Annotated in this window: 21 protein-coding genes and 1 tRNA gene; 10 read left to right on the top strand and 12 right to left on the bottom strand. The window is 47.7% G+C overall.

Annotated features, from left to right (window positions below; translation table 11 throughout):
• Positions 1 to 46: 46 nt before the first annotated feature.
• Both aroC and AC5I6P_RS23925 read right to left on the bottom strand, forming a co-directional pair.
• Positions 47 to 1,135 (bottom strand): chorismate synthase, encoded by a 1,089-nt coding sequence (gene aroC, locus AC5I6P_RS23930; RefSeq protein WP_495696277.1) that lies wholly within the window; start codon positions 1,133 to 1,135, stop codon positions 47 to 49.
• 119 nt (positions 1,136 to 1,254) lie between these two features.
• A tRNA-Lys gene (locus tag AC5I6P_RS23925) sits at positions 1,255 to 1,326 on the bottom strand.
• 272 nt (positions 1,327 to 1,598) lie between these two features.
• On the opposite strand from AC5I6P_RS23925, the gene AC5I6P_RS23920 reads away from it, so the two are divergent.
• From AC5I6P_RS23920 to phaC, 3 genes are all read left to right on the top strand, one after another.
• Positions 1,599 to 2,609, top strand: coding sequence for an SDR family oxidoreductase (locus AC5I6P_RS23920; protein WP_495696276.1), 1,011 nt, complete (start codon positions 1,599 to 1,601; stop codon positions 2,607 to 2,609).
• Positions 2,606 to 3,103 (top strand): poly(R)-hydroxyalkanoic acid synthase subunit PhaE, encoded by a 498-nt coding sequence (locus AC5I6P_RS23915; RefSeq protein WP_495696275.1) that lies wholly within the window; start codon positions 2,606 to 2,608, stop codon positions 3,101 to 3,103. The genes AC5I6P_RS23920 and AC5I6P_RS23915 overlap by 4 nt, the downstream gene beginning before the upstream one ends.
• Before the next feature lie 421 nt (positions 3,104 to 3,524).
• Positions 3,525 to 4,595, top strand: coding sequence for a class III poly(R)-hydroxyalkanoic acid synthase subunit PhaC (phaC, locus tag AC5I6P_RS23910; protein ID WP_495696274.1), 1,071 nt, complete (start codon positions 3,525 to 3,527; stop codon positions 4,593 to 4,595).
• A gap of 296 nt (positions 4,596 to 4,891) precedes the next feature.
• On the opposite strand, the gene AC5I6P_RS23905 is transcribed toward phaC, so the two are convergent.
• A complete protein-coding gene (locus AC5I6P_RS23905; protein WP_495696273.1) occupies positions 4,892 to 5,155 on the bottom strand; it encodes a hypothetical protein in 264 nt (87 codons plus the stop codon).
• A 191-nt stretch (positions 5,156 to 5,346) separates the two neighbouring features.
• Here AC5I6P_RS23905 and phaA point away from each other — a divergent pair, with 191 nt between their 5' ends.
• The 3 genes from phaA (at position 5,347) to AC5I6P_RS23890 (ending at position 8,383) form a co-directional block, all read left to right on the top strand.
• The gene (gene phaA, locus AC5I6P_RS23900) at positions 5,347 to 6,537 is read left to right on the top strand and encodes an acetyl-CoA acetyltransferase PhaA (RefSeq protein WP_495696272.1); all 1,191 of its coding nucleotides are present in this window, start codon (positions 5,347 to 5,349) and stop codon (positions 6,535 to 6,537) included.
• 52 nt (positions 6,538 to 6,589) lie between these two features.
• The gene (locus tag AC5I6P_RS23895; RefSeq protein ID WP_495696271.1) at positions 6,590 to 7,312 is read left to right on the top strand and encodes an SDR family oxidoreductase; all 723 of its coding nucleotides are present in this window, start codon (positions 6,590 to 6,592) and stop codon (positions 7,310 to 7,312) included.
• Positions 7,313 to 7,537: 225 nt separating this feature from the next.
• Positions 7,538 to 8,383: an alpha/beta fold hydrolase gene (locus AC5I6P_RS23890; protein ID WP_495696270.1), complete on the top strand. Its 846-nt coding sequence runs from the start codon at positions 7,538 to 7,540 to the stop codon at positions 8,381 to 8,383.
• 111 nt (positions 8,384 to 8,494) lie between these two features.
• On the opposite strand, the gene AC5I6P_RS23885 is transcribed toward AC5I6P_RS23890, so the two are convergent.
• The 4 genes from AC5I6P_RS23885 to AC5I6P_RS23870 all read right to left on the bottom strand — a co-directional run bounded on the left by AC5I6P_RS23885 (position 8,495) and on the right by AC5I6P_RS23870 (position 12,023).
• The gene (locus AC5I6P_RS23885) at positions 8,495 to 9,031 is read right to left on the bottom strand and encodes a vitamin K epoxide reductase family protein (protein ID WP_495696269.1); all 537 of its coding nucleotides are present in this window, start codon (positions 9,029 to 9,031) and stop codon (positions 8,495 to 8,497) included.
• Between the two features lie 391 nt (positions 9,032 to 9,422).
• Positions 9,423 to 10,352: an FTR1 family iron permease gene (locus AC5I6P_RS23880; protein ID WP_495696268.1), complete on the bottom strand. Its 930-nt coding sequence runs from the start codon at positions 10,350 to 10,352 to the stop codon at positions 9,423 to 9,425.
• A gap of 94 nt (positions 10,353 to 10,446) precedes the next feature.
• Positions 10,447 to 10,998, bottom strand: a complete 552-nt coding sequence (locus tag AC5I6P_RS23875) for a hypothetical protein (RefSeq protein ID WP_495696267.1) — start codon at positions 10,996 to 10,998, stop codon at positions 10,447 to 10,449.
• Between the two features lie 221 nt (positions 10,999 to 11,219).
• The gene (locus AC5I6P_RS23870) at positions 11,220 to 12,023 is read right to left on the bottom strand and encodes a hypothetical protein (protein WP_495696266.1); all 804 of its coding nucleotides are present in this window, start codon (positions 12,021 to 12,023) and stop codon (positions 11,220 to 11,222) included.
• A gap of 139 nt (positions 12,024 to 12,162) precedes the next feature.
• Here AC5I6P_RS23870 and selD point away from each other — a divergent pair, with 139 nt between their 5' ends.
• The 3 genes from selD to AC5I6P_RS23855 are packed head-to-tail and all read left to right on the top strand — an operon-like array spanning position 12,163 to position 15,883.
• Positions 12,163 to 14,418 carry a selenide, water dikinase SelD gene (gene selD / locus AC5I6P_RS23865; RefSeq protein WP_495696265.1) on the top strand — a complete coding sequence of 752 codons (2,256 nt, stop codon included), beginning with the start codon at positions 12,163 to 12,165 and terminating at the stop codon, positions 14,416 to 14,418.
• Positions 14,419 to 14,444: 26 nt separating this feature from the next.
• Entirely contained in the window at positions 14,445 to 15,500 is a 1,056-nt protein-coding gene (gene mnmH, locus AC5I6P_RS23860) for a tRNA 2-selenouridine(34) synthase MnmH (RefSeq protein WP_495696264.1), read from the top strand.
• Positions 15,501 to 15,529: 29 nt separating this feature from the next.
• Positions 15,530 to 15,883, top strand: a complete 354-nt coding sequence (locus tag AC5I6P_RS23855) for a hypothetical protein (RefSeq protein WP_495696263.1) — start codon at positions 15,530 to 15,532, stop codon at positions 15,881 to 15,883.
• Positions 15,884 to 15,992: 109 nt separating this feature from the next.
• Here AC5I6P_RS23855 and AC5I6P_RS23850 read toward each other — a convergent pair whose 3' ends face one another.
• The 4 genes from AC5I6P_RS23850 to AC5I6P_RS23835 form a co-directional block, all read right to left on the bottom strand.
• Positions 15,993 to 17,606, bottom strand: coding sequence for a B12-binding domain-containing radical SAM protein (locus AC5I6P_RS23850; protein WP_495696262.1), 1,614 nt, complete (start codon positions 17,604 to 17,606; stop codon positions 15,993 to 15,995).
• Between the two features lie 168 nt (positions 17,607 to 17,774).
• Positions 17,775 to 18,881, bottom strand: coding sequence for a UV DNA damage repair endonuclease UvsE (gene uvsE / locus AC5I6P_RS23845; protein ID WP_495696261.1), 1,107 nt, complete (start codon positions 18,879 to 18,881; stop codon positions 17,775 to 17,777).
• 154 nt (positions 18,882 to 19,035) lie between these two features.
• Complete coding sequence (locus AC5I6P_RS23840) at positions 19,036 to 19,383, bottom strand: DUF3140 domain-containing protein (RefSeq protein WP_495696260.1); 348 nt, start codon at positions 19,381 to 19,383, stop codon at positions 19,036 to 19,038.
• 6 nt (positions 19,384 to 19,389) lie between these two features.
• On the bottom strand, positions 19,390 to 19,686 hold the full coding sequence (locus tag AC5I6P_RS23835; protein WP_495696259.1) for a hypervirulence associated TUDOR domain-containing protein: 297 nt from the start codon (positions 19,684 to 19,686) through the stop codon (positions 19,390 to 19,392).
• Positions 19,687 to 19,786: 100 nt separating this feature from the next.
• On the opposite strand from AC5I6P_RS23835, the gene gorA reads away from it, so the two are divergent.
• On the top strand, positions 19,787 to 21,160 hold the full coding sequence (gorA, locus tag AC5I6P_RS23830) for a glutathione-disulfide reductase (protein ID WP_495696258.1): 1,374 nt from the start codon (positions 19,787 to 19,789) through the stop codon (positions 21,158 to 21,160).
• Between the two features lie 16 nt (positions 21,161 to 21,176).
• On the opposite strand, the gene AC5I6P_RS23825 is transcribed toward gorA, so the two are convergent.
• Positions 21,177 to 22,100, bottom strand: coding sequence for an alpha/beta hydrolase (locus AC5I6P_RS23825; RefSeq protein ID WP_495696257.1), 924 nt, complete (start codon positions 22,098 to 22,100; stop codon positions 21,177 to 21,179).
• Between the last annotated feature and the right edge of the window lie 10 nt (positions 22,101 to 22,110).

Here is a 22,110-nt window from a genome sequence, read left to right as displayed (position 1 = left end):
ATTTCACAGCCTTGCTGATTGAACTTCGCTGAAAGGTCAACAGAACCTAGGACAAATCTCCGCACTGTCCGCGCTGCCGTAAGAAGTGATCGCACAATACCAACGCCACCATCGCTTCAACCATTGGCACAGCTCTCGGCAAAACGCACGGATCATGACGGCCTTTCGCTGCCAGTGTGACTTCTTCTCCATCATTCGTCACAGTACGCTGTTCTTTGCGAATCGTTGCCGTTGGCTTGAAGGCAATTCGCATCACAATGTCTTCACCATTCGAGATGCCGCCTTGCACACCGCCAGAGCGATTCGTCACCGTCCGAATCGTGCCGCCGTCAGAATAGAATTCGTCGTTGTGTTCGCTTCCGGTGAGCAGCGTTCCGGCAAAGCCTGAGCCGATTTCAAATCCCTTGCTCGCAGGCAGAGACATCATCGCTTTCGCTAGATCGGCTTCTAATTTGTCAAACACGGGATCTCCTAAACCGACCGGAACCCGTCTTGCTACACACTCGACTACGCCACCGATCGAGTCGCCCTGATTGCGAACTTGCTCGATCAAATCGATCATACGATCGCTGCACTCGGCATCCGGACACCGCACAATGTTACTTTCAACTTGATCCATCGTCACAGCGCTCGAATCAATCATCGCTTCGATGTCTTTGATACGCTTGACATAGGCGATGATTTCAACATTTGCCGCTTCTTTGAGGATCTTCTTAGCGATCGCGCCTGCTGCGACTCGCCCAATTGTTTCTCGTGCCGAAGATCGCCCGCCGCCCTGCCAGTTGCGAATCCCATACTTTGCGTCATAGGTTGCATCCGCATGAGACGGACGGTATTTCACCGACATCTCATCGTAGTCCTGCGATCGCTGGTCTTTATTTCGTACCAACATTGCGATCGGCGTTCCCAGCGTCTTTCCTTCAAACACGCCCGACAAAATCTCACACTGATCGGCTTCCTTGCGAGGCGTCGTAATTTTGCTCTGTCCTGGACGCCGCCGATCTAGCTCCACCTGAATCTCTTCCGCTGAAATCTCAATGAGCGGTGGGCAACCATCGATCACGACACCCACACCGCCGCCATGCGATTCTCCAAATGTGCTAATGCGAAACAGATGCCCAAATGTACTGCCCATGAGTGTCTATGCTGAAGGGAGTCTTTCATCGTACCGGAAAAAGAATTCGTAGCCCACAAGCCGCACTGGAAAAGTTTTCCTGATGACGACAGACAGACTACGAACTACCAGCTATTTTATGGGTCGCCCGGGATTCGAACCCGGGACCAGTCGGTTAAAAGCCGAATGCTCTACCGCTGAGCTAGCGACCCTTGCGGTGTTTTGACCTTAACCAGAATAACACGTATCACTAGAAAGTGGAGAAAAAAGTTGAAGACTTCCAATCACGTTTCTCTCAGGACTGACGCCATTCAAGATAGCCCTCTTCATAAAGCAGGTCGTAGATCCCTCCGATCCTTTCTCCCACTCAATAAATACGCGGAGCCAAAACTCTTGTTCCTTCCTTGGACGAATCTTTCACCAGGCAGAGGTTAGAGCAAGTGGCAATTGCTATTCTCCTGAGATCAAACAGGAGTATATTTCTATGCAACTGAAGTCAATTCAGGATCAGGTTGTCGTGGTTGTTGGAGCCTCTAGCGGAATTGGGCGAGAGACAGCCCTTCAGTTTGCCAAACAGGGAGCAAAGGTCGTTGTCTCCGGTCGCAGTGAGGAGAAGCTTGCATCCTTAGTGGATGAAATTCTCAGCTTTCAAGGCGAAGTGACTCCAGTTATTGCTGATGTTGCAGAATTTGATCAGGTTAAGGCGATCGCAGATAAAGCAGTAGAGATGTACGGTCGGCTTGACACATGGGTCCATGCGCCCGCTACCGTTGTGTTTGCCCTCTTTGAGGAAACCAAACCCGAAGAGTTTAAGCGGGTAATTGAAGTTAGCCTGTTAGGACAAGTCTATGGTGCAATGGCAGCGATCCCGCATCTGAAGCGAGAAGGACGGGGAGCATTAATTCATCTTTCGTCGATCGCGGGACTGCGATCGCTGCCACTACAAAGCTCCTACTGTTCTGCGAAACATGGAGTTGAGGGCTTTCTAGAGTCGCTGCGGGTAGAGTTGCAGCATGAAGGCATTCCGATCAGCGTCACCAGCATCAGACCTTCGGTGATTAATACACCCTTTTGGGACAACGCCTTAACGCGCTTAGGCGTACAGCCTGCCGGGATCCCGCCCTATTATGATCCCAGGCTGGTTACGGATGCAATTCTCTACACGGCAACTCATTCCACCCGCGATTTCTTTGTGGGTGATTCTGCTAGAGTGCTGGATTTCTTGCAGAAGCTTTCACCTTCGCTTGTGGATGCGCTATTGCTCCAGATTGGCTTTCCGCTTCAGCAAACCAAGGAGCCTAAGTCTGAAGATGATCCAAACAACCTGTATGAGCCTGTGTTGAGCGATACCAGAGTGGATGGAGACTTTAACAACATGGTTATTCCTAGCGTTTTGGATTGGGTGGATAAGAATCCCGTGTTGAAGTGGGGAGCGATCGCCACTGTTGCAGCCGCCTTTGCAGTCACACAAGGAATGAGGGACAGCTCTAAATGAATCATTTTTTGCAAAGTCCCCACCTTGGATATACCCGCGAGTTCAACCACAAACTATTTCAAAGCCTAGAAGCATGGTTTAACTTACAGCACGCAAGTTTTGATTACCAGCTTGTGCTATTGGAGGTTTGGCTCAAAACTGTTGAGGAGTTTCTGCGCGTGTTACTATCCCTGGCTGAAACGGGAGAAACAATTCAGCATTGGCAGCAATTTTTACAGGTGTGGAGTCAACTGTTCGATCGCGCGTTTGCCCAAGCGTTTCAATCAGAACATCCGCTTCAGGTTCGAGGAAAGTTTTTAGATGCAGCCATAACCTTTAGAAAACAACAGCAACAATTGATGGAAGTGCTTCTAAAGGGGAACGATCTCCCTACTCGCAGCGAAGTAGACGAAATTCACCGCAGTATCTATGAGTTGCGTAAGGAAGTGAAGAGCCTCAAACAAGCCTTTATGGAGTCGCAGAAGGAGCGCGATCAAGAACAGGAGGACATTTAACCATGCAGAACTTGAGGTTTTGAAGTCTGTATTTTTGACGAAATCAGTCATTCCTGTGCTGAGGGTTCAGCGTTGTTCTCCGCTGGTTCTTGGCCGCGCAATTTTCTAAATGATCAGCCGCTCGTCAATTTTGAATACTCACAACTGTTTTCTGGGTTAGTATTTTTCATTGACGTTGCTTACTGATGGGTTAGCAATGACATTTCTAATAATCGCGGGATCATCAAATTTGGAATTTGTGTTCAATCTTTAGTTTTTGCGCTCCTGGCTTATCACACTCTAATGGAAACATCCACCCACTGTATTTAATTCCAGGAACTATTGACCTGGTCTTTGCGATTCTCTACAGTGTGTTTCTGTTTTTATATTCCAACAATCAAGGTGAACCCGCTTTGGAACTATAGTTTGTGAAATACAATTTATGAAATACCCCTTTGCCAATGACTTAGAGTCAATTGAAAAACTAACCCAGGGAGCCGCAATCTTCGGCAAACTGCGCGAGGAAGATATTCAGGTTGGGGTAACTCCCAAAGAAGTGATTTATCAGGAAGATAAAGTCACGCTCTATCGCTTCACGCCCTCGGTTGAACATTCACTAAGCATCCCCATTCTCATTGTTTATGCGTTGGTCAATCGTCCCTATATTGTTGATTTGCAACCGGATAGATCGCTGGTTGCAGATTTACTAAAACTCGGCTTGGATGTTTATTTGATCGACTGGGGCTATGTAAGTCGAGCCGATCGCTGGTTGACTCTGGACGATTACATCAACGGTTATCTCAATCGCTGTATTGATGTTGTCTGCGATCGCCTGAGCATTGAGCAAATCAATCTGTTAGGCATTTGTCAGGGTGGAGTATTTAGCCTTTGCTACAGTGCCCTTTTTCCTAAGAAAGTGAAAACGCTGATTACGATGGTAACTCCCGTTGATTTTCACGTTCAGGAGGGACTGCTCAATCTTTGGAGCGGATGCACATTAGCGACAAAAGCGTTTGATGTGGATTTGATGGTGGATACACTGGGCAACATTCCCGGTGAATTTCTAAATCTTGAATTTTTGATGCTCAAACCATTTCAGCTTGGCATTGAAAAGTACGTCGGTTTAGCAGAAATTGCTGATCGTGAAGACAAATTGCTAAACTTCCTGCGGATGGAAAAATGGATTTTTGATAGTCCCGATCAGGCTGGGGAAGCTTATCGTCAGTTCATCAAAGATTTTTACCAAGACAATAAATTGATTCGCGGATCGCTCGACATCGGCGGTCAACGAGTGAATTTGCAGAACATTCAAATCCCTGTTCTAAACATTTATGCAGAACACGATCATCTCGTTCCACCTCAATCTTCGATCGCACTTGAGCAATACATTGGTAGCGAAGACTATACAGTGCGATCCTTCCTAACCGGACACATTGGCATGTATGTCAGCAGCAAAGTAAAACAGGATTTACCACCTACGATCGCGAACTGGCTAAAAGCGAGAATTAGATAAGGCATCATAAAGCATCAAGAAAGAATTAGTTGCAGTAACTTTGAACACATTAAAAAGGTATTCTTAGCAACATATCAATGTATTGTTAGAAACAAAAATTCCTAATGTTTGGCTCTTTCATTAGGTAGATGATTGGGGAGAATAACCAGACTAATCTTTAACTTATGAATTATTGGCGAAATTCAAACTTTAAGGAAAGATAATGCAGAGTTTTCTTTACAGGCTATTCAAGTATAAAAGAGCTCCCCAAGACCGTTTCCTGGGGGCTTTTTTATACTTGGATTTGGCTATTTCACCTACTTGCTTCGCAGCATATTGAAGTAATTTTGCCAAAGTTGCCTCTGAGATTCGAGCGAAAGATGAGTTACACGAGCTTGAAATTCTAGAGAACTGGTTACAACTTGTTCTTGGAAATTCACAGCATTATCAAAGTTCTCACGCATATCTTGTCTAGTGGAATCTTGCATCCCCGGCATAGCAGAAGTCCAGCTTTTGAAAAGCTGTCTTTGAGTTTCGCTGACTTGAGCCAAAAACTGCTCAAAATTGTTAGACCAATCCATTGAAATCTCTCCTTTTGCTAATTAACTAATGCTAACTGCTCAATTTACAACCATACTCAATAGTAACCAATATTCAGCAATGTTTTCGGATGTATGAAATTCATAATTTGCTGATTTTGTTTACTCAAAAATTTTGAGAATAAGCACCTTGAAGTCAGTTTTAATCATGTTTTAACAGTAGGGAAAAGTGAATGCAAGAAGCTTATATCGTGTCAGCAGTGCGGACACCTCTCGGTCGCTTTGGAGGAGTGTTGGCAGGGTTTTCTCCGGTGGATTTGGGCGCGATCGCCATGCAAGCTGCACTAGAGCGATCGGGTGTACCCAAAGAAGCGTTGGACTTATACATCCTCGGCAACGTGCTAAGAGCCGGACACGGGCAGTCTTTGCCGCGTCAGGCAGCTTTTAAAGCGGGGATTCCAGACACCGTTAATGGGTATGCCGTTGATATGGTCTGCTCATCGGGCATGATGAGCGTCATTAACGCTGCGGCTACCATTCGTTCTGGAGAAGCGGAGATTGTTTTGGCTGGCGGCATGGAATCGATGTCTCAAACGGGTTTCTTTTTGTCACACCGCGCCCGTTGGGGATACAAATCGCTGCTGGGATCACCCGAACAAGTCACCGATATTTTGCTCTACGATGGGCTTACCGATCCCACCACTGCCGAAACGATGGGCACGCAGGCAGAACGTTTGGCTGCTACCTACCAGGTGACACGGGCTGATCTCGATGACGTTGCCCTCAACTCACAGCAACGAGCCGCGATCGCTACTGACAAAGGCTGGTTTCAGTCTGAAATCGTTCCCGTCGAGATTGCTGGGAAGAAGGGGACACAAGTGATTGATCGAGATGAAGGAATTCGCTCAGAAACGACGTTAGAAAGTCTCGCAAAACTTAAACCTGCCTTTCAAGACGATGGTGTATTCACCGCAGGCAACAGCAGCCAAATTTCAGATGGAGCCGCTGCGCTAGTTTTGGCAAGTCGATCGGCAGTAGAGCGGTATGGGCTTAAGCCCATTGCCCGCTTCGTCAGCGGAGCGTGGGTTGGGGGAGAATCGTGGCGGTTTCCAGAAGTTCCTATTCTGGCAGTTAATAAACTGCTGAACAAACTCAACCTGAGAATTTACGATTTTGACTTGTTCGAGAATAATGAAGCGTTTGCCCTCAGCAGCGTTTTGTTTCATCGCAAATTGGGCATTCCCTACGAAAAATTAAATGTATACGGGGGCGCGATCGCACTCGGACATCCAATCGGCGCATCCGGAGCCCGCATTATCGTCACTCTGCTGAATGCACTGCAACAGCAAAACGGACAGATGGGCTTAGCGGCAGTTTGCCACGGGACAGGCGGAGGAACTGCGATCGCGATTGAACGCCTTTAGTCTGCAATCAACAACCTGCAATCAACAATCTGCAATCAAGGACGTTGGCTGGATGAAATCATTAGGACTGGAAGACAAAGTGGTGCTTGTTACAGGTGGCAACCGGGGTATCGGAGCCGCGATCGTTCACGTGTTACAGGAGTTAGGAGCCAATGTTGCTTACACCTATCGCAGTGAACCTGATCTCTCCACTGGAGCGTTGGCAATTCAAGCAGATGTCACCGACAAAGATGCAATGGCAACAGCCGTAGAGCAAGTCGAGCAAAAATTAGGAACCGTTTACGGAGTTGTTGCCAATGCTGGAATCACCCGCGATAACTTCTTTCAAAAGCTGACTAGCGAGGATTGGGATGTGGTGCTCGATACAAACTTAAAAGGGGTTTATCACGCCTTCTTGCCTGTGATTCCTAAGTTATATGAGCAGGGTGAAGGCGCCCTAGTTTCCATCACGTCCATTTCTGGTGAACGGGGAAATCTTGGTCAAACGAACTATTCAGCCTCTAAGTCGGCTTTGATTGGCTTCACCAAATCGCTAGCGAGAGAAGCCGCGAGATATGGAGTCCGGGTCAATGCAGTTTCACCGGGATTCATTGAAACAGAGATGGTTCAGGCGATCCCAGATAAGCTCAAAGACCGGATTGTGTCTGAAATTCCGCTCCGTCGCTTTGGCAAACCGGAAGAGATTGCTTGGGCAGTAGCATTCTTGCTTTCACCCATCACGAGTAGTTACATTACGGGGGAGGTGCTGCGGGTGAATGGTGCTCATCACACTTGATGCCAAATTCGATACTAAATTTATGTTGCATTGCCACGGCTCCTCGATCACCCCTAAACCCCTGAGAGGGGAACTGAACCTCCGCTCTTACTTCCCTTTCCCCCACTTTTACTCCTCCTTTTTAAGGCGTTGGGGGATTATCCCCAAGCATCTGTAGCAGGTATCAATTGATTTGGTATGAAGTGTGATGAGATTGGTGTAATTGAAAACTACAATAAACCGAAGATGATAGTTCAAGAACAGCGAATCAATTTAAACGGGCTTTCGATCCGATACTTTCAAAGTGGAAATGAAGGCTTACCGCTTGTGTTATTTCATGGAACGGGTGAGAGTGCACTGGACTGGTCATGGGTGCTGCCCAAGCTAGGCGAAAAGTATCGTGTTTATGCACCTGATTTTCCTGGTAATGGTGAAAGTGCAAAACCGATCCGAGACTATTCCGTCGAATTCCTCACCCAGTTTGCTACTGATTTTCTCAAGGCGATCGCAGTCGATCGTGCCGTATTAGCTGGGAACTCGTTCGGTGGTTTGATTGCCATGCAGCTTGCCCTCCTCCATCCTGCACAAATTGCTGGCTTAGTTCTAATTGATAGCAGTGGGCTGGGTGAAGCGGTTAATCCATTGCTGTCTTCCTTGACCCTGCCTGTCTATGGTGAAATTGGCGTTGCCGGATGCCGCACACCCGTTGGCGCGGTGATGCGATCGCGATCGCGAGCTGCCTTACAATTTGCCCACCCTGAGCAGATCCCCGTCGAGTGGTATGCCGAACAAGAGTCTCTGGCACAGACCTCTGGCTTTTTGGAAGCCACGTTGTCGTCACTCCGCGCCCAACTTAACCCAATTGGACAACGTAGCGTGATGGTTGATTCACTTCCGCAGTTACAAATGCCAACATTGCTGGTCTGGGGAGCAGATGATTTGATCTTTCCCAAAACGCAGGCTGAAGCGGCTGTGAATCATTTACAGCAAGGATATTTGAGCATTATCCCTGATTGTGGTCACATTCCCCATTTGGAGCAGCCCGATCGCTTCGTCACAGTACTAGATGAATTTCTCAACAAAATTTCCTAGAGTTAATACCAACTTAGAAGGCAAGGGTGACAGATTTAGAAAGGTGGGGCGAACTTTGTTTGCCCCACCCGCCTGTAGTCATCATTCTTTTAATAGGATTAGATTAATTTCTTACCGAGCACCACTGGCTGATTCGGTATTCTCTCCTGACTGACCCAACAGAGTCTGAACGGCAGTTAATACCTCAGGTACTGCCAGCGCCAGGGATGCAAACGAACAAAGCGTTGCGACTTGGCAGTATTCACAGAACGCTTTGTTTTCACTCCATTCTTCACCAGCCAATTCAGTAGAAGCAACACAGTCAACCAAAAGCTTGGCACCCATTGCGATCGGAATCAGTGGGCTTTCGCGGGCGCGGTTTTGCCCCCCGGTTGAGGTCAGCCATGCCGTGATGCCATAGTTGATGACCATTAATGGACCATCTGGAGTATTGAGCCGACTGTAAGCATAGTTGGAAGCATCAACGCGATCGGAATCAACAAACGGGATGGGCAGATCAGGTAGTTCTTTTAAGACTCCGGTTTGGTAGAGCGAGACGATTTGTCCCATTGATGCCCCAAGCAGCGACAGCCCCATAATCCACCGACGGCGCTGTAAGGCAGGGCTATCTCCTTCACGGAGTTCTTTGCTCAGTTGTTGCGGTTTCATACTGTATCTTTTGCTTTATACATTTCTAATCATGTTCAGGAATTTCTTAGATATCTGCCCCTACGCTGGGTATAGTCTGTTTGTCCTAAATGAGGAAATCGTGGTTAAAAGGCAAGGGAGAAGGGTGATGGTTGATTCAAGCCTATACCTGGAGAGCTTTTTTACCGACCACCCAGCTTCTCAAACATCTTTTAAGTAATGTTCTGGAAGTAACGTTCCGGACAAAGCTAGGAGAATCACCGGATTAGATGCTGAGATTAAGACACCATAATTTAGTGTTCAACGAGGACATCTAGGTACTTCTAAATTCAAGGTTCAGGAGTAGTGCGATTGTCTCGCTTACGTTCTGACAAATTAGAAAATTATCCTGCCAGTCAGTGCCCAAGTTCTATTAGCTTTCAACAGCACTAGGCTGAGTGGGGGTCGATGTTGCACCCAAGCTTTGGAAGTAGAGACCACCAACAGTTAGAAGAAATAGAACATATGCGATCGCTTCGACAACATACAGATGATCCACATATCCAAATAGCGTATGCAAAATAACGCCAGGAAATTGTTTAGCCGGTAATGCTTGCGACGTATCCCAGACTAACTTTCCTAAAAAGCAAGACTGATCTGTTGCGGCAACGCAAACCGAAGCAAACCGAGGATCAAGCTGAGACAAAATAAATGCGCCTTTATCGAAATGGGCAAGCGCTGAGATCACCAATCCTGAAACGATCAGCAGGAGAAACACACCCATCACCTGAAAGAACTGCCGTAAGTTGATTTTGATCCCCAGTTTGAACAACGCGATTCCGATCGCGATCGCGCCAATTAACCCAGCGATCGCGCCGACAACCGGAAGCCAGCCTTGCTGAAACTGAGCCGCAATAAAAACAACTGTTTCAAACCCTTCTCTCAGAACTGCAAAGAAAATAATTCCAAAAATTCCCCAACCTGCGCCACGGTTAACCGCTTTGCCAATCTCCTGTTCAACCTCGGACTTGAGAGATTTAGCTTGTTTTGTCATCCAAATCAGCATCCAACTGAGCAGCGCGATCGCAACGGCTCCAAACACGCCTTCTAAAATCGGCTTCAAGGCTGGCGCATAAGGCTGATTTGAGCGCTCTAGAAGTTGCAACGTCCAGACAAACAGCCAGCCCACTAAACCACTGGCTAAAATACCCGTTCCGATGCCACTGTAAACCCAGCCATTCAGATTAGATTTGTTGGATTTGTTGAGATACGCCAAGACAATTCCAACGACTAAAGCCGCCTCGACACCCTCACGTAAAGTAATGATAAACGTGGGAATTGCTGCACTGAAGTCCATCGGCATAATGAGAGCTTTACACTGGAGGTTCAGCTTCTACGATATGCGAAAAAGGTTTGGCAGATCCCCGTCCAAACGCTAAATCTTTTTCAGCAAGTGCTTAACGCTGATCGAGCAACCGCCGCAGTCGCACCTTACTCGAGACATAGAACGGAAACTGATAGTGTTCTGCCATCAACCACGACACAAACCCGAAATGCAGCGCAAAAGTCAGCCCGATCCAAACCGTAGGTAGCCAAGACCCAGGGCTGCCGTCAAGCGGTGGAAAAGCGTGAGACGAAAGCCAAATCAGCGAAGGAGGCAAGACCACCAGCGCCACGCTCACTAGCCAGATCACGACCGTTAAATCGACATCAAGCTGATTTGCGGCTTGCCAATTTCGCCCTGTCCAACGCCAGGTCATGGGTTGAGAACTATCTTCAACATGAATAGACTGTTCTCGCAGATTGGCGGTGAAGATGTGACGGCAAAAATTACAGGCAAACGCATCCATCAAGGTCAGAGACTCGATGTGACCGTGGCGGCAAATCGGACAAATGTAAGTTTCTTGAAAGGTGAGGGCGCGTCGATCTTCTAGACTTGGCTTTGCCAAACCCTTCGGAGCTTCGCGGAGCGAATCGTGAGAACCAGAATCGTGTTTAGAATGCGGCATAATCGATTCCTTCATGGGAAGGATATTCTTCAACTCTAGGCTTCCTTCAATCTAAACGATCGAGTTTGCTGATTGGTTTCACTCTCCAAAACGATTCATCTCTTAATAAAAAGAGACATCTAATATTAGATGCCTCCAGAGGTTCAAACCGAAACCTTGTTGTGACGTTATTCGAGTCGAGTCACGAATGTTGTTTCACAAATGTTGTTCAATGTCTGTGCTTACGCACCTACCGTTTTCAGCACTTCTTGACCATTTTGCTGAAGAATCACGGTCGGTTGTCCGTTTTTGCTCATCGTGATGCGCTTTAGCAGAACTTTTCCATTGGCGAGGTAGTCTCCAGACTGCACATATCGCGCTGAAGCGTCGGGTTCTTGCACGATCGCAGTCAACTTACCGCCCACTTGCAGCACGCCAGTAATCGCTACGGTATCGGCTAGGTTTGTCAGGGTTGGGGGTGCTGCTTGAAACGTTTCGGTTGGGGAAGCCGCTGCGGGTAAAGAAGGAAGAACCGTAATCGGTGCAGGGACAGGTAGAATCGCCGCTTGCACAGGTTGCGGACTTAGCGCCGTTGGTTTGACTTGTACTTTTGGCAACGGCATCGGCTGGCTAAAGCTGAGCTTGGCGCTGGCCTGTGATTTACTGGCTTGTGGCTTACTAACAGTAGGCTGAGGGGTAGTTGCTACAAACTGAGCCGCCACCGTTGGACTCACTCTTAAGTCACCCGGCGGTAATGCTGCAAACGGATCGCGATTGGCTCCGCCAAGCTCCGAAGGATTGGGCGTGTCAGGCTGAGAGGAATTTGTTGCAACCTCAGCTAATCGCGTTGACCCGTTCGTAACTTGAATCATGCCTGCGATCGGGATGGGAGCGAGAGGAGGATTTGCGGCAGGAACAGTAGGCTGGGAAAAAGTCTGAGGTGCTGGTAAAGGTGCTTTTGCTTGGGTGGCGGCATTATTGCTACGGCAGCTTGACAGTACTAATGCTGCTAAAGCTAGACCAGTCACTAATTTTAGGGTTTTCATACTGACTTTTTACTCACACGTGGTTCATTTTTCTCAGGATGTTTTCTATTCTTCCCAACGCACGTTTTATTCCAACAGTTTTATTTTGATAGAGAAGATTTACGGAGAATTCACTCGCTGGCTTTTCTAGAATGGAGGGATGAACCGAGCAACGCACCCTATTTCTAAAGATCTTGTTCTTGTTGGTGGTGGGCACAGCCACGCGATCGCGCTTCGCATGTTTGCCATGCGTCCTCTGCCTGGAGTCCGAATAACGCTGATTAGCGACGCTTCAGATACGCCGTATTCAGGCATGTTGCCAGGACATGTAGCCGGATTCTACTCACATGAGGAATGTCATATTAATCTGCGATCGCTCTGTCAAATCGCTCAGGTTAATTTCATCCGCGATCGCGTTATCGGATTAGATCTGATTAACGATCGCGTGCAGTGTGCTAATCATCCCGCGATCGCATTTGATCTTGTATCAATTGATACTGGTAGTACACCAAAGTTACCGTCAGCGTTTCCGCACTCTAAACACCACGTGGCTGCAAAACCAATTGCGACGTTTCTAGAGTGGTGGTATCAGTTGGGTGAGAATGTTCCACCGAATCTGAGCCTTGGCATTGTTGGTGGTGGGACTGGTGGCGTTGAACTGGCGTTGAATATGCAACATCGGTTGCGTGATCTGTGTTGTCAACCCGAATCAGACGATTTCACAATTCACTTATTTCAGCGTAGCCAGACGCTAATGCCAAAGCATAATACACGGGTGCAACGGCATTTCGAGCAACTCTTGCGCGATCGCGGTATTCAACTCCATTTAGGAGAAACGGTTCAGGGAATTGAGAATGATGCGATCGTATGTGAATCGGGACTAATGGTTCCGTGTGATGCGACCGTTTGGGTCACGCAAGCAACGGCTCCAAAGTGGCTGGCAGAATCGGGATTGACCGTTGACGCGGATGGATTCGTTCTAGTCAACGACACCTTACAATCGGTCTCCCATTCCCAAGTTTTTGCGGCGGGAGATGTTGCCACAATGGTGAACTATTCTCGACCAAAAGCGGGTGTGTTTGCCGTGCGTCAGGGAAAACCACTATTTCAAAATCTCCAACATGCTCTCACGGCAAGACCGTTGAAGCCCTATCGACCGCAGAGGAACTATCTCAGTTTGATTGGAACGGGGGACCAGTCGGCTGTCGCATCTTATGGACAGTTGGGATTTCAGGCGGGCTGGTTGTGGACGGTCAAAGATTGCATCGATCGAGCGTTTATGAATCGCTTTACTGGATTAGAAGCGACAATGACAGCATCAATGACAACACCTAGAACGAAGGAGACAAATCGCACTCGCGCTGTTGTAGAGCAAATGCGCTGTCTAGGTTGTGGTGCAAAAGTTGGTAGCAGCACCTTAGAACAAGTTTTACAACGCATTGGAGACGAATTACCTAATCCCCAACGCAATGATATTTTGATCGGACTTGATGATCCTGATGATGCGGCTGTGATGCAAATTCCATCGGGAAAAGCAATGGTGCAAACAATCGATTATTTTCCCGCGTTAGTGAGCGATCCATTTTTATTTGGGCAAATTAGCACGAATCATAGTTTGAGCGATCTGTTTGCAATGGGTGCAACGCCACAGAGCGCTCTTGCGATCGCAACCCTTCCCTACGCAACCGAAGCCAAACAAGAAGAAATGCTCTATCAACTCCTTTCAGGAGCCGTTAAAACCTTGCAGCGATCGCACGCTGTTTTGGTTGGCGGACACACCGTTGAAGGCGAAAAACTCGCGTTTGGCTTAACGTGTAATGGGGTCGCAGATCCAGATCGATTACTGCGAAAAACCGGAATGCAAGCCGGACAAGTTCTAATTCTGACCAAACCTCTTGGCACAGGAACCCTATTTGCTGCTGAGATGCGCCAAAAAGCAAAAGCCAGATGGATCGATGGCGCGATCGCATCGATGCTCCTGTCCAATCAAGACGCGGCGAACTGCTTTCTCAAGCATGGCGCAACTGCTTGCACCGATATTACGGGATTTGGGTTATTGGGACATTTGGTTGAGATGGTGCGTGCTTCAAAGGTTGCGGTCACACTGTCTTTAGAAGCACTGCCCTTTCTGGAAGGCGCGCAAGCCTGTGTTGAACAAGAAATTTTTAGTTCTCTCCATCCGCAGAATATCCGAGCGAGTCAATGGATCGAAAACCTTTCTGCTGTCCGCTCTCACCCAGCCTTTCCACTCCTGTTTGATCCGCAAACATCCGGCGGCTTGCTTGCTGCTGTGCCATCGGCTCACGCAGATCCTTGTCTATCGTCTCTCAAAGCCGCAGGGTACGCTCACAGCACTATCATCGGATCTGTCCGTTCTCACCACGATGGTCTAGAACCCGTTACGATCGCACAATAGTTAAGTGGCGATTACACCGTATCTTCATGTCGCAAAGCTACTCTGTTGATGATTTTCTAAATCGTTCTACCCTGCTTCTAGACACTCGAAGCCCAGGAGAATATGAACAAGGACGAATTCCGGGTGCAACCAGTTTTCCGCTCTTTTCTGACGCAGAACGGGCACAAGTGGGCACATGTTACAAACAGCAAGGACAAGAAGACGCGATCGAACTGGGGTTAGAACTAGTTGCGCCGAAAATGGTGGAATTTGTTAGAACCGCAAAGCAGCTTGCCCCAACTCGGCAGGTGCGGCTGCACTGTTGGCGTGGCGGAATGCGAAGCAGCAGCATGGCATGGCTTCTAGAAACCGCTGGCTTTGATGTGACGCGACTGAAAGGAGGCTACAAAGCCTTTCGGGAATGGGTGCGATCGACACTTTCTACACCTCGATCCATTCTCACGCTGGGCGGCATGACCGGAACAGGCAAAACTCAAATGCTGTATGCTTTGGCTGAGCAAGGAGAACAAATTTTAGATTTAGAAGCATTAGCCAATCATCGCGGCAGCAGTTACGGAGCGCTAGGACTGCCCGACCAGCCCACAACCGAGCAGTTTGAAAACGAGATTGCGATGCGATGGTCAACATTGGATCCGACTCGTCCGGTATGGATTGAAGCAGAAAGTCGGCGGGTTGGCATGTGTCGTGTGCCGGATGAATTGTTTACGCAAATGATGCGATCGCCCGTGGTGAGAATGGTGCGATCGCAGCAAGAACGAATTAATTTACTGTTAGATGTTTATGGTTCTGCCAATCCCGAAGAGTTGATTGAGGCAACTGCACGGATCAGTAAAAAGTTAGGAGGACAACACGCGAAACAAGCGATTAGCTGTATCCGTCAAGGGAATTTAGCACCTGCAATCAACATTGTATTAAATTACTACGACAAAACTTACCTATACGATCTGCAACGCCGAAATACAATTATTCAATCAGTTGATGTGACAGAACTACCCCTTCAAGTTGCAGCAAAACGACTGATTGATAAATCGAAACAGATAGTTAAAGAGCAATCAGTTCAAGAGCCAATTATTTCTCACTAAAGCAAACAGAACATTAAAGGAAATTTTCAATGCTATTATCTATTTCTGATACTCACTTCAAAATTGATTTGGATCTTTGGGAACGAATTTGGGCGTTTTATTTCAACGCAGATTTACACATTCCATTAGCTCACATCGTTCGGGCATCAACTGAGGAGCCATCCAGCGATTGGCGAGAAGTCCGGATGCCAGGAACTGCCATTCCGGGCGTGATTAAAGCCGGAACTTATTACACGTCGCGGGGAAAAGAATTTTGGTATGTGACTCGTGGCAGCAATTATCTAACGTTGGAATTGAAGGATGAATTTTATCAAAAAATTGTCTTAACGATCGAACAAAACCAAACGTGGGCAGATCAGCTCAATGAGCGTCTCGCAATCTAATGCCTAATTCTAAAAGTCCCGTTTGTTCATCTGGGCTTCTTACAGAAGGCGAATGTTTGGCGGAAGATTGAATGGCTCACTCAATCTTCCGGCGACGCAATGCAATTGACTAACTCGCGGTTCCTACGGAGTTGCGCTCGGCGCTAACCACGTCTCGCTCTCGGCTCTCAGATGCTGCGTGCAGACGTTGGTTCTTCAAATACTCCTCCAGTTGGGCTTCGATCTGCGATCGCACCTCCTGGCGATATTCCAGAAAATGCTCGTTTAACGCACACACCGAAAGGTAATGCTCGAACACACCCGGATTGCGTTTGAGAATGCTAAACAAGTGATGCCAAAATATCCAGCGTGTTTCTCGCACCACACCTTGTCTCCAGCACACCGTTAGAAAAGCTCGCAGGACTTTCCAGGTGACTTTTCTGAGCTTAGCTTTATGCCGGGGTGCGCCGAGCTTTAAGAAATGGCGATAGGTGCGATTGAGGTAGTTGCTCGGATCATAAAGCTGCCAGAATCCGCGCACATATTCGCGGGTGACTTCCTCTAACGGGCGAGTCGGCACAAAGTTCATTAACGTGGTTTGGTTGATGTTGGCAACATCTTCCATCAGGCGTCCTTCTCGCTTCAGCCGATGCCACAATGCCGTGTCAGGCAAAGCTTGCAGCATACTGAAAATGGCGATCGGAATCGTCGTCTGTTCGACAAATCGCACAATGCGATCGCCCGCTCCCGGCGTTTCGTTGTCAAACCCAATGATGAATCCTGCCATCACGCGCAGTCCAGTTGACGCGATCGCATCGACAGCATCACTGAGCGAGTTACGTGTATTCTGATGTTTGTTGGTGAGCGTGAGACTCGCTTCATCAGGCGTTTCAATGCCTAAAAAGACGCCGTTGAAATTGCACTCAACCATCAAATCCATTAATTCTTGATCGTTGGCTAAATCGACCGACGCTTCTGTACTGAGGTGGAACGGATACTCATGCTCCGCCATCCACACTTTTAGCTCTTTGAGAAATAACTTAACGTTGCGCTTGTTGCCAATAAAGTTGTCATCCACCATAAAGATGCTGCGTCGCCAACCCAGTTGGTAGAGCGCCTCTAATTCGGCTAGAAGTTGCTCCGGGCTTTTGGTGCGTGGCTTGCGCCCATACAGCACAATAATGTCGCAGAACTCGCATTGAAAGGGGCAGCCCCTAGAGAACTGCACCGACATATTATCGTAAAAATCTAAGCTCAGCAGGTCAAAGCGGGGAATTGGCGTGATCGTCACATCGGGGCGCTCGCCATTGGGAGCACGAAAGACGCCTTGCGATTCGCCTCGCTGGACGGCCTCAACAAAGAGCGGTAGGGTAATCTCGCCTTCATCCAAAATAAGATAATCGGCCCCGGCGGCTTCTGCTTCTTGAGGAAGTGCCGTTGCATAGGGTCCACCGACCGCGACTGGTTTACCCCGTCGTCTCGCCTCTCGAATTTGGGCGAGAAAATCTTCTTTTTGCACAATCATGGCGGACAAAATCACGAGATCTGCCCAATCCCAATCTGCATCGCTCAGCGTGTTCACGTTGCGATCGACGAGTCTAAATTCCCACTCCTGAGGCAAAATAGCTGCAACCGTAATCAGCCCTAAAGGAGGCAGCATTGCCTTGCGATCGACCAGTTGTAGCGCTTTCTCAAATGACCAAAAGCTTTGTGGAAAAATCGGATAAATCAGCAGAACTCGCATTCTATAAACGCCCTCACAACAGTGATAATAACGGGGATATACGGGAATCGAAGTTTACCCAAGCTTAGCGTGTTATAGCATGTTTTTTTTTAATTACAGGCTGAAGGGTTAAATCTTGCGAACAGATGTAATGTTTTTTGAATAGCTTCAGCAACGAAGGGGCAGTACCTAGACAGTTCCTTGCATGTATCCAGGAATATCTTCGTTTAAAGCCGATGGCGTTACGCTTTCTGTTCGCGATTCCTTCATTGTGCTTTGCGCTACTGGTTCTTCTACTGTTTCCGATGTTTCAGTTTTAGATGCTTCTGATTTGCTCACAGGCGTTAATACATTGATATTAGAGTTCCACCATTCGTTTTGCAATTTCTCAATTGCCAATTCTTTTTGCTTCGCTTCGACTTCAATCCAGCACGGCGCAGAGCGGTAGCAGCTTGGCATCACGGTAATGTAGTCGCTGTGTTTCTGATCGGCAAACGACTCTGCTCCATTGGAAATATGCACCACTTGCCACTCGGGAATCTGCCATGTTGCTCGGGCTGCGTTAAAGGCAGATGCTACACTTGGATCTTCATAGCTCTCCGCTTGTTCGTGAATCACGTGATGGTGAGCATCAAACACCATCGGAACTCCGGTAGCATGACAAATTTCTAAAATATCGGTTGCACCGTAGGTGTACTCGTCATTCTCGAAGGTGAGCCGGAGTCGAACATTATCTGGTAAGTCTCGTACAACTTGTACCAATCGATCGGCGCGATCGCCCTTGCCACCATGGATATTCATCAGTGCCCACGGCGATCGCGGCAACCCCAGAAAATCGAAAGTGCGTGCGTAGGTGGATAGCACTTTGATACTGTTTTCAATCACTTCTGGGCGGTCAGAGTTGAGGACGATAAATTGCTCAGGGTGCAGCACCAATCGAATGCCGAGTCTTCTAGCTTGGTCCCCGATCAAACTCATGCCGTCGGCAAATTCGGTCAAAATTTCTGATCCGATCTCGTCATCTGCAAACGGAAATAAGCCAGAACCCAGCCGATATAGCCCAATCCGATTTGCGGCGCAAAAATCGATCGCAATGCCTAGCCGCCTTAGGTTCTCGGCATACAAATCCCGCAATATTCTCTCTTGCTCAGCCGTCTCGAACTGCAACAATCGCTTTCGCGTCACGGTTTTAAATCGAACCGTTTTGGAGGCTGAAATACAAACTAGGCCTAGTGGATAATTTGTAGTTTGCAATTCGTGATTTGTAATTAAGTTTGTGGCTAAAGAATGACTCATAAACGGAGGCTCATAAACTGATATGACTAAATTTAGTGGCTTCAAATTATAGGGAGGATAAGCCCTGCGATCGCACCTCGTTTAAGACGCGATCGCAGGGCTCACACTGAGCGTTCAAAATTTGAAACGAACGACTGTTCGTCCAATTGACTCTTTAATTTTTAAGAGGGTCATGCCCCCAGTTTTTTAAGGAGTAGCGCCAGCGCGAATGCTCGATGTCACTAGAAGGGCGCTGTGCCGAATGGCGATGAATGTAGCTGATGACACGTCGAACCTGCCCATAATCCTCTTCTGTGTAGTCAGCCTCTTGCTTGTGCAGCAACTTAACGATCTGACGCCCAGATTCATGACCCGTAGATTCGTCACCCTCATGCTCTTTCATGCCAACTGACTTTGACTCTTCGGTGTCTAGCCAGGACTGAAGTTCTTTAGCCGACATGTTAACGGCCGCCTTAAATTCCTTGAGAGACGTTTTGTTCTCTGCTTCGGTGTGATGTGCCATACCTACTTAGTCCTTTTTCTTCAAAGACTCTGGCTTGTGAATCGCGTCTTTGCCAGACTTATCACTCTTCACCCTATATTCAGGATCGTCTTTGGATGCATCAAAATGATGACCTTTAAAGTCAGTTGGCTTCGTAATTTTTTCTTCGATCACGCCTTCGGTTTTGCCACCGGAACTGTTCCATTCAACGTGATCGCCTTTCTTTAACTTATCTGTCATTTTCCTGACTCTGTATACTTCTGCCCCAGCATAGGCATACGATACTAAAGCAACGTCTGTCTTTTGATAGTCTACAATTTTCACAATTAATTTATATTCAGTTACCTATCTTCCGATAGTTGAATATGCGTTATGTCTTCTCTATTTTTGCTGTTAGTAATTTCAGCTTTAAAGAAGTTTTGCTATGACTCATGATTATGATCTATTCGTCATTGGGGCAGGTCCGGGTGGATTGTCTGCGGCGAAACGAGCCGCAAAATATGGCGCGAAGGTCGCGATCGCTGAGTCGAGTCAACTTGGCGGAACGTGTTCTAATTTGGGCTGCATTCCCAAGAAGCTAATAGTCTATGCTGCTGATTTTCCTAAGCTTGCAGAGGCTTACAAAGGCTATGGATGGACGATGCCCTCCAAGCCGCAATTTGATTGGAAGCAGTTTGTCGCAACGCGAAATCAGGAACTCGATCGCATCCGTCACAGCCAAGCGAGATCGCTAGCAGATGCAGGAATTGAGGTGATTCACGGGCGAGCTAAATTTGTCGATGCGCAGACGCTGGAGATCAACGATGGCGATCGCAAAATCACAGCCGATAAAATTCTGATTGCCGTAGGCGGGAAGTCTTCTAAACCAGACCTGCCAGGAATCGAGCATGCCGTCACCTCGGATCAGATGTTTCACTTGACCGAGCTTCCAAAACGGATGGCAGTCATGGGAGGCGGTTACATCGGAGTCGAATTTTCTAGCATGATGCATGGACTTGGAGTTGAAGTTTTCTTGATCGAGAGAGGGCCGTGTATTCTGTCTGGGTTTGATGATTTTGTTTGCACTACCATCCGCGATCGCTTGCAGGAGCGCGGAATTTCGGTTTATTGCAACACGACGGTCAAGGCGATTGAGAAAACCGGAACGGAAATTTCCGTTCAGCTACAAGGTGATCAGACCGAGACACTCACGGTAGATTTAGTATTGTGCGCGATCGGACGTTCTCCAAACTTAGACGGACTAGGACTAGAGCAGATTGGTGTCGAACTTGATGGAAAAGCGATCGCAGTGAATTCGTCGAGCCTCACCAGCGTACCCAATATCTACGCAGTGGGCGATTGCACGAACCGAAAGCAACTCACCCCAGTTGCAAAAGCTGAAGGAAAGGCGTTTGCGGAGCTTGTGTTTGGCATCGGGTCATGTGGTGTGGACTATGGTAGCGTTCCTTCTGCGGTCTGTTCTCGCCCTGAAGCCGCTTCTGTGGGGTTAACAGAAGCTCAGGCAAGAGAAAATACCAATCCTTCGGAGCTTAATAAACCTGATCAAATCACCAGTCACCAGACTGAATTTGTGCCACTCTTTCATCGCTTGAGTGGACAGTCTTCTAAGAGCATCATTAAGCTTGTAGTGAACGACGAAGACGATCGGGTTTTGGGAATTCACATGGTTGGTGATGAAGCGGCTGAAATTCTGCAAGGCTTTGCACTCGCATTCCAAAAAGGTTTGACTAAAAAGGAACTTGATGACGCGATCGGCATTCATCCCTCTTCAGCAGAAGAATTCTTCGTTGTGGATTAATTTGTAGTGGCCGCCATTACTTGTTGGCAACTTCATACCGTTTAAATTGCTGTCCTACAAAGGTCAGAGAATCTGATAAGTGAGTTTGCCAGTATTTCCAAGTGTGTTCACCTGAAAATGTTTTTAACTCACTTTCTACTCCCAGTTCCGTTAAAACTTGGTGAAACATTTGATTTTGGCTCAAGTACATTGCATCGGAATTTCCTGTATCCAAGTAGATGTGAAACCGTTTTAGATCTTGTGGCGACAGCGTTCTCACAAATTCAATTGGGCTGTTCTCAGTTCCGCTTTTATCTGTGAAGTATCCACTGTGGCTAAACACAATTGAAAAGCGATCGCGTCGATGTAAAGCAATATTCATCGCGCCCCATCCACCAGACGACAGCCCACCAATCGCCCAAAACTTTTGATCCTCTAGCGTTCGATAGCGCTGCTTCACTGTTTCGACGAGTTCATCGGCGATCGCGCTGATCACGTTACCGTTTTGCCCGTCTACATAGGCTGGATCCCAATATGGGCTTGATCCTCGTAGATCATTGCCATCGGGCGTAATAATGATGCTCGGCGGCAGTGTTCCTGTCGCATAGAGCTGTTTGAGGGTTGCGATCGCTTTGCCAAACACAAACCACGTTTTAGGCTCTCCGTGCCCTCCATGTAGCAAAAAGATCACCGGGTAACATTGGTTGGGATGTTGCTTGTAGCCCGGTGGCAGCACAACGCCATACTTCCGGTTTTCACCCAATGCAGAACTAGAATAAGTTTGAATCTGATAGTTCAGCGAACCTAGTTGACTAGCAGATACAGGTTTGGACGCGCTAAATGAGCAAGTTGGTTGTGGGGTTGGTATCTCCTGAGGCAACCAAGCTTGCGTAGTTTTTCCGCAACTGGTTAGGGCTATGAGCGAGAGAAGACTGAGAAGAAATGCAGGTTGAGGCTTCATGAGTAAGCTT

The sequence above is a fragment of the Myxacorys sp. genome, from assembly GCF_059501405.1.
Note: the sequence above shows the minus strand (reverse complement) of the source record. Positions and strands in the feature narration are given on the sequence as shown.

Coding starts and splice junctions, on each gene's coding strand:
- aroC (WP_495696277.1), bottom strand. CDS start 1,135: ATGGGCAGTACATTTGGGCATCTGTTTCGCATTAGCACATTTGGAGAA.
- AC5I6P_RS23920 (WP_495696276.1), top strand. CDS start 1,599: ATGCAACTGAAGTCAATTCAGGATCAGGTTGTCGTGGTTGTTGGAGCC.
- AC5I6P_RS23915 (WP_495696275.1), top strand. CDS start 2,606: ATGAATCATTTTTTGCAAAGTCCCCACCTTGGATATACCCGCGAGTTC.
- phaC (WP_495696274.1), top strand. CDS start 3,525: ATGAAATACCCCTTTGCCAATGACTTAGAGTCAATTGAAAAACTAACC.
- AC5I6P_RS23905 (WP_495696273.1), bottom strand. CDS start 5,155: ATGGATTGGTCTAACAATTTTGAGCAGTTTTTGGCTCAAGTCAGCGAA.
- phaA (WP_495696272.1), top strand. CDS start 5,347: ATGCAAGAAGCTTATATCGTGTCAGCAGTGCGGACACCTCTCGGTCGC.
- AC5I6P_RS23895 (WP_495696271.1), top strand. CDS start 6,590: ATGAAATCATTAGGACTGGAAGACAAAGTGGTGCTTGTTACAGGTGGC.
- AC5I6P_RS23890 (WP_495696270.1), top strand. CDS start 7,538: ATGATAGTTCAAGAACAGCGAATCAATTTAAACGGGCTTTCGATCCGA.
- AC5I6P_RS23885 (WP_495696269.1), bottom strand. CDS start 9,031: ATGAAACCGCAACAACTGAGCAAAGAACTCCGTGAAGGAGATAGCCCT.
- AC5I6P_RS23880 (WP_495696268.1), bottom strand. CDS start 10,352: ATGCCGATGGACTTCAGTGCAGCAATTCCCACGTTTATCATTACTTTA.
- AC5I6P_RS23875 (WP_495696267.1), bottom strand. CDS start 10,998: ATGCCGCATTCTAAACACGATTCTGGTTCTCACGATTCGCTCCGCGAA.
- AC5I6P_RS23870 (WP_495696266.1), bottom strand. CDS start 12,023: ATGAAAACCCTAAAATTAGTGACTGGTCTAGCTTTAGCAGCATTAGTA.
- selD (WP_495696265.1), top strand. CDS start 12,163: ATGAACCGAGCAACGCACCCTATTTCTAAAGATCTTGTTCTTGTTGGT.
- mnmH (WP_495696264.1), top strand. CDS start 14,445: ATGTCGCAAAGCTACTCTGTTGATGATTTTCTAAATCGTTCTACCCTG.
- AC5I6P_RS23855 (WP_495696263.1), top strand. CDS start 15,530: ATGCTATTATCTATTTCTGATACTCACTTCAAAATTGATTTGGATCTT.
- AC5I6P_RS23850 (WP_495696262.1), bottom strand. CDS start 17,606: ATGCGAGTTCTGCTGATTTATCCGATTTTTCCACAAAGCTTTTGGTCA.
- uvsE (WP_495696261.1), bottom strand. CDS start 18,881: ATGAGTCATTCTTTAGCCACAAACTTAATTACAAATCACGAATTGCAA.
- AC5I6P_RS23840 (WP_495696260.1), bottom strand. CDS start 19,383: ATGGCACATCACACCGAAGCAGAGAACAAAACGTCTCTCAAGGAATTT.
- gorA (WP_495696258.1), top strand. CDS start 19,787: ATGACTCATGATTATGATCTATTCGTCATTGGGGCAGGTCCGGGTGGA.
- AC5I6P_RS23825 (WP_495696257.1), bottom strand. CDS start 22,100: ATGAAGCCTCAACCTGCATTTCTTCTCAGTCTTCTCTCGCTCATAGCC.